This window comes from Microbacterium sp. 69-10, from assembly GCF_001897945.1.
Taxonomy (GTDB): Bacteria; Actinomycetota; Actinomycetes; order Actinomycetales; family Microbacteriaceae; genus Microbacterium.
In genome coordinates, this window is record NZ_MKRT01000005.1 from 33,004 (window position 1) to 39,048 (window position 6,045).

Annotated in this window: 5 protein-coding genes, 2 tRNA genes and 1 pseudogene; 5 read left to right on the forward strand and 3 right to left on the reverse strand. The window is 68.3% G+C overall.

Annotated elements, in window-relative coordinates; translation table 11 throughout:
• Positions 1–374: diacylglycerol kinase family protein (locus BGN97_RS01820; protein ID WP_292697545.1), on the reverse strand; the 374-nt coding region annotated here is incomplete at its 3' end.
• 101 nt (positions 375–475) lie between these two features.
• Here BGN97_RS01820 and serS point away from each other — a divergent pair.
• The 5 genes from serS to BGN97_RS01845 all read left to right on the forward strand — a co-directional run bounded on the left by serS (position 476) and on the right by BGN97_RS01845 (position 4,254).
• The gene (gene serS / locus BGN97_RS01825) at positions 476–1,801 is read left to right on the forward strand and encodes a serine--tRNA ligase (protein WP_292697546.1); all 1,326 of its coding nucleotides are present in this window, start codon (positions 476–478) and stop codon (positions 1,799–1,801) included.
• On the forward strand, positions 1,798–2,592 hold the full coding sequence (locus BGN97_RS01830) for an HAD family hydrolase (RefSeq protein ID WP_292697547.1): 795 nt from the start codon (positions 1,798–1,800) through the stop codon (positions 2,590–2,592). The genes serS and BGN97_RS01830 overlap by 4 nt, the downstream gene beginning before the upstream one ends.
• A gap of 116 nt (positions 2,593–2,708) precedes the next feature.
• Positions 2,709–2,793 (forward strand) — tRNA-Ser (locus BGN97_RS01835).
• Positions 2,794–2,814: 21 nt separating this feature from the next.
• Positions 2,815–4,077, forward strand: coding sequence for an LCP family protein (locus BGN97_RS01840; RefSeq protein ID WP_292697548.1), 1,263 nt, complete (start codon positions 2,815–2,817; stop codon positions 4,075–4,077).
• 88 nt (positions 4,078–4,165) lie between these two features.
• Positions 4,166–4,254, forward strand: a tRNA-Ser gene (locus tag BGN97_RS01845).
• A gap of 301 nt (positions 4,255–4,555) precedes the next feature.
• Here the strand turns inward: BGN97_RS01845 and BGN97_RS01850 are convergent.
• A pseudogene (locus BGN97_RS01850) lies at positions 4,556–4,720 on the reverse strand (IS256 family transposase); the annotation flags it as partial.
• A gap of 19 nt (positions 4,721–4,739) precedes the next feature.
• Positions 4,740–5,786: an IS110 family transposase gene (locus BGN97_RS01855; protein WP_292697549.1), complete on the reverse strand. Its 1,047-nt coding sequence runs from the start codon at positions 5,784–5,786 to the stop codon at positions 4,740–4,742.
• Positions 5,787–6,045 lie beyond the last annotated feature (259 nt).

Consider the following 6,045-nt stretch of genomic DNA (forward strand, 5'->3'; position numbering starts at 1 on the left):
TGCGTGAAGCCGGTGAACACGGCATCCATGACCTTCTCGGGGTCGAGCAGCGGCAGCCCGAGATTGCGCGCGAAGAGGTTGCCCGTGCCGCCCGGGACGATCGCGAACGGCACGCCGGTGCCCGCCATCGCCTCGGACACCGAGCGCACCGTGCCGTCGCCTCCGGCGGCGAGCACTGCGGCCGCGCCCTCGTCGAGCGCGGTGCGGGTGATGATCCGGCCGGGGTCGTCGATGCTGGTCTCGTAGAACCGCGGCGGGGCCCAGCCATGCTTCTTCGACAGTGCCGTCAGTGTCGAGCGCAGTCGCCTGGCGTCGACCTTGACGGGGTTGAGGACGAGTGCCGCGTGCGTGCGCGCGTTCCCGGATGCCGACATGTCGCAACTCTACGGCTCAACAGGATCACGGGCGCACAGGGCCGCATCCGCGGTCGCTCCGTCCGCTCAGGGGCGGCTGAGCCGCTCGGTAGACTTGCACAATGATCGATCTCACCCTCCTCCGCGACGAGCCCGAGCTCGTCCGTCGTTCACAGCTCGCGCGCGGGAACGCGCCCGAGACCGTCGACGCCGCGATCGAGGCGGACCGATCGCGTCGTGACGCGCTGAACGCGTTCGAGTCGCTCCGCGCCGAGCAGAACGCCTTCGGCAAGACGGTCGCCAAGGCGCCCAAGGAGGAGAAGGCCGCACTGGTCGCGCAGGCCAAGGACCTGGCCGACCGGGTCAAGGCCGCGCAGCAGGCGTCGAACGAGGCGGCGGATGCCGCGGCATCCGCTCTCGCGAAGATCGAGAACGTCATCATCGACGGCGTCCCCGCGGGCGGCGAGGAGGATTTCGTCGAGCTGCGCCGCGTGGGCGACGTCCCGGCCTTCGACTTCGAACCCCGCGACCACCTGGAGATCGGCGAGCTGCTGGGCGCCATCGACATGGAGCGCGGCGTGAAGGTCTCCGGATCCCGCTTCTACTTCCTGAAGGGGATCGGCGCGCGCCTGGAGATCGCGCTGATGAACCTCGCGCTCGACAAGGCGCTGCAGAACGGCTTCACGCCCATGATCGTCCCGACGCTGGTGCGGCCGGAGATCATGCAGGGCACCGGGTTCCTCGGCGAGCACGCCGACGAGGTGTACCACCTCGACAAGGAGGACCTGTACCTGGTCGGCACCAGTGAGGTGCCGCTGGCGGGCTTCCACAAGGACGAGATCCTCGACATGTCCGCGGGAGCCCACCGCTACGCTGGATGGTCCACCTGCTACCGCAGCGAGGCCGGGTCGTACGGCAAGGACACCCGCGGCATCATCCGCGTGCACCAGTTCAACAAGCTGGAGATGTTCGTCTACACGACGCCCGAGGACGCCGAGGCCGAGCACGACAGGCTCGTCGCGCTGCAGGAGGAGATGCTCACCGCGCTCGGCCTGGCCTACCGCGTGATCGACGTCGCCGCCGGCGACCTGGGCTCCAGCGCCGCGCGCAAGTTCGACATCGAGGCGTGGGTGCCCACTCAGGGCGCGTTCCGCGAGCTGACCTCCACGTCGAACTGCACGACGTATCAGGCGCGCCGTCTCGACGTGCGGTACCGGCCGGAGTCGGAGGACGCGAGCCAGGCCAAGACGCGCAACGTCGCCACCCTCAACGGCACGCTGGCCACCACGCGCTGGATCGTCGCGATCCTGGAGACGCACCAGCAGGCCGACGGGTCGGTGACGGTGCCCGAGGTGCTGCGTCCGTACCTGGGCGGCATCGAGGTGCTGCGCCCGCTCGGCTGGGTCGACCCCGAATCGGAATCCGCCGAGGCGCAGGCGGCGGAGTGACCTCGCGCGGCCTGGTCGGGCTGGACATCGACGGCACGATCCTGCTGCAGGACGAGACGCTCAGCCCAGGCGTGCCCGAGGCCGTCGCGGAGGTCCGGGATGCCGGCTACGACGTCATGCTCGCCACCGGGCGCAGCTGGAGCGGCACCCGGCGATACGTCGAGGTGCTCGACCTGACCGCGGAGTTCACGGTGTGCTCGAACGGTGCGGTGATCATGCGCCGGGTCGGCGACGAGTGGGTGCGCTGGCACGTGGAGGTCTTCGATCCCGCGCCCGTGCTCGCGCTGCTGCGCGACCGGCTGCCGGAGGCGCGCTACATGGTGGAGCTGGAGTCCGGGCAGCGGCTGTACACGGCTGTGCTGGACGACTGGACCCTGGACGGCGGACGGCAGGTCGACTTCGACGAGCTCGTCTCGCAGCCGGTGTCCCGCGTGGTGGTCGTCTCACCCGAGCACGACGAGGACGATTTCCACCAGCTGGTCGCCGAGGTGGGGCTCAACGAGGTCTCCTACGCGATCGGCTGGACGGCGTGGCTCGACATCGCACCGCAGGGCGTCGACAAGAGCACGGCGCTGGAGCGGGTGCGCGCCGAGCTCGGCATCCCGCGCGACCGGGTGCTGGTCGCCGGAGACGGACGCAACGACCTGGGGATGTTCGCCTGGGCGCTCGCCGGAGAGGGCCGTGCCGTGGCGATGGGACAGGCCCCGGACGAGGTGAGGGACGCGGCCGGCGAGGAGACCACCGTGGTCGACGACGGCGGCCTCGCGATCGCGCTTCGCACGCTGCTCTGAGGCATCCGCCCAGTAGTTCCCCAGGTGGGCGCGGGAGAATCGAAGGCATCGACCGTCGGCTCTTCCCCCGGAACCGATAGACTCGACGCCTGATCGTCCGGCGCGAGCCGGGATCGGGAGGGTTGTCCGAGTGGCCGATGGAGCTGGTCTTGAAAACCAGTGGGCAGCGATGTCCCGTGGGTTCGAATCCCACACCCTCCGCATCTGTTCGAAAGGCACTGAGTGAGCGAGTCCCGCAGTCGGCGTACCCCCGTTGCTCGTCATGGTCAGCTGCGCACCCCCGGCGCCACCGGGCAGCTGCTGAAGCTGCTCGGCATCGCCCTGGCCGTCGTCCTGGTCAGCGGGCTCGGCGTGGGGACGTTCGTCGTGGGCGGGCTGCTGAACACCGTCAGCGCCAACGCCGTCGAGCTGGAGAACCAGAAGGAGCTCCCGCCGGACATCTCGGCCTACGAGGGTGGATTCGACATGCTGCTCACCGGTGTGGACACCTGTGAGCCCAAGTACGCCTACCTCTTCGGCAAGCGCTGCACCGGTAAGGACGCCCAGGGCACGCTGAACGACGTGAACCTGCTCGTGCACGTCTCCGCCGAGCCGCGTCGCGTGACCGTGGTGAGCTTCCCGCGCGACCTGATGATCCCGATCCCCGCCTGCACGGATGCCAACGGCAGGACCTCCTCGGCGATGAGCAAGCAGCAGCTCAACGTCGCCTATGAGCACGGTGGAGACAAGGGCGGTCTGAACTGCGTCGCCAAGACCATCTCGAGCCTGGTCGGGGGCGAGGACATCGAGTTCGCCGCGAAGGTCACCTTCGGTGGAGTGATCGAGATCACGGATGCCATCGGCGGCGTCGACGTCTGCCTGGCCAACCCGATCAAGGACCGCTTCACCGGTCTGGACATGGCCGCGGGCGACCACACGATCCAGGGCCTGCAGGCCCTGCAGTTCCTCCGCACGCGACACGGCGTGGGCGACGGGAGCGACCTGGGACGCATCGGCAATCAGCAGCAGTACATGTCGAGCCTGGTGCGCAAGCTCATCAGCGGCCAGGTGCTCGGCAACGTCGGCACCATGCTGAAACTCGCCGACGTGGGCCTGAACAACCTCGAGGCGTCCACGTCGCTCGCGAACCCGATGACCATCGCGCAGATCGCGCTGGCCGTCAAGGATGTGCCGTTCCAGGACATCGTCTTCGTGCAGTATCCGACGATGTACGACCCGGCCGATCCGAACCGCGTCATCCCGGACAAGCGCAACGCGAAGATCCTGTGGGACGCGATCACGGCCAACAAGCAGCTGCAGATCACGCACGAGAACACCAAGAACGACGGTGTGGTCGTGAAGGAGCCGGACACCGGCACCACTCCGCCGCCGGCCACGCCCACCCCGACCGAGACACCCGCGGACGTCGTGGAGCTGCCCTCGTCGATCACAGGCACCTCGGCAGCCCAGGTGACCTGCTCCAACGGCAACGTGCGCGGTCGCTGACCGCCACGCCCGATGCAGTGGGCGGGTTCGCCGCACTCCGTCCGACCCGTTATGATTGCATGACGTGCTCGATTCGGTTCGAGCACATGGAGACGTCGCATAGTCAGGCCTAGTGCACCACCCTGCTAAGGTGGAGTCCTCGCAAGGGGACCGAGGGTTCAAATCCCTCCGTCTCCGCTCTCAGATCCTGGCTCGAAACCCGCGGAATTCCGCGGGTTTTCTGCTTCCCGGGGGAGGAGTGGAGGGCGTTTCTGCCACGTTTCTGCCACGAACCGGGGCGGATCGGGGTGCGATCGGCTCTGTGATGTCTCAGGACATGGGTGACAGTTCTGTAGCAGGACATCGGTGACAACCGCCAGTCAGGGTCGTCCGCCCAACTGACCTCGGGGGGTCCTCTCCCTCGCACGATGGAGGCCGACAGCGGTCGGTCAAGCCCCTGGTAGTGGTGTAGTTCGGGTTCCTTCGATCTGTTGAGGGTTCAGGCTGTGAGTTCGAGGGCTGTGTTGGTGTTCACCTCGCTTCCGGTGTCGGCGACGAGGGTGAGGCGGGACTTGGCGAGGATGTCGAGGCCGAGGTAGCGGCGTCCTTCGGCCCATTCGTCGGTCTGCTCGGCGAGGACGGCGCCGACGAGGCGGATGATCGCGTCGCTTCTATGCCTCGTGTCAAGTCATGCGGGTGCGTAGTTCGCGGTAGAGCGCTCGGCAGACGTAGCGTTTCAGGCAGCGTCGGATCTCACGGTTGGAGAGTCCTTCGGCTCGGCGGCGGGAGGCGTACTCACGGGTGGCGGGGTCGTAGCGCAGGCGTGTGCGGACGACGACGTCGACAGCGCGGTTGAGTTGGCGATCGCCGGACCGGGAGAGGCGGTGTCGGGTGGTGTTGCCCGATGATGCGGGCAGCGGGGCGATGCCGCCGAGGGCGGCAAACGCAGCTTCCGATCGAACGCGGCCGTGGTGGGAGTAGGCCGCGACCAGGATCGCGCCGGTCACGGCTCCGACCCCGGGGACGGACTGCAGCCCCGGCGCCAGCGCTTCCGTGAGCTGCCCGAGCTGGCGGTGGTTCTCTCGGAGCACCTCGGTCTGCTCGAGAACGGCTCTGGCGAGTCGCCGCGCTTCTTCACGGAACACCCGAGTGACCGCGTCATCGCGACTCGTGCGCCAGGCTGCGATCGTCGCGATCTGGGCGTCTGTGAGCGGCTTGCGGGCGTCGACCGAGAGGTCGATGCTGCGAACCAGGGCGGTGAGGGCGTTGCGGTTCGCGGTGCGCTGCTGATCGACGAGCGCGCGGGCAGCCAGGAGTACCCGCAACGCCGTCCGGTCCCCGCTTCGGCGTGGCTGGGCGAGCTTATCGAGGTCTTCTCTGATCACGCTTCTGGCCGCGGCCTCCGCATCGATCGGGTCGGACTTCCCGGTGCGGGCGCATGACGGTCTGGCGATCGGCCGGATCTCCGTGACCTCGAACCCGCTCGCAGCCAACGCCGCCGCGATGCCCGCGCCGTAGGAGGACGTCCCCTCGATCGCCGCGAGTGTCGTCGTTCCCTGGGCGCGCCGTGCAATCCAGGAAATTGCGCGGTTGGTGCCGGCAGTGGTGGTGGGGAAGGTGGCCGTGTCGATGATGCCGCCGGTGCGGGTCTCGACGAGGCAGTAGGTGTGTGTTCGGGCGTGGGTGTCGATGCCGACGACGTGTTCGAACTGATCGGCGACTGTGGTCATGCGAGCTCCTCTGGGATGTCAGCACTTCGGCGGGCTGGCTCGGGTGGGGGTCGCTCAGAGACACATCTGTAATGAGTCACGCCATCGCGGGCGGACAGGCTTCTGATCAAGGCATCTGCGCGGGCAGGCCGAGCCGCAGCATGGTCGCGGACACGTCCTTTTCAAGACACCGCCGCGAGCGGCGGGTCGGTTCTACCCGGAGTCACACGACCGAGCCGAGGCCCAGCCTGTCAGCCGGCCGCAGGCCCGCCAGAAGCCA

Excerpts from the sequence above, each read along its gene's own strand:
- serS (WP_292697546.1), top strand. The coding sequence starts at position 476 with ATGATCGATCTCACCCTCCTCCGCGACGAGCCCGAGCTCGTCCGTCGT.
- BGN97_RS01855 (WP_292697549.1), bottom strand. The coding sequence starts at position 5,786 with ATGACCACAGTCGCCGATCAGTTCGAACACGTCGTCGGCATCGACACC.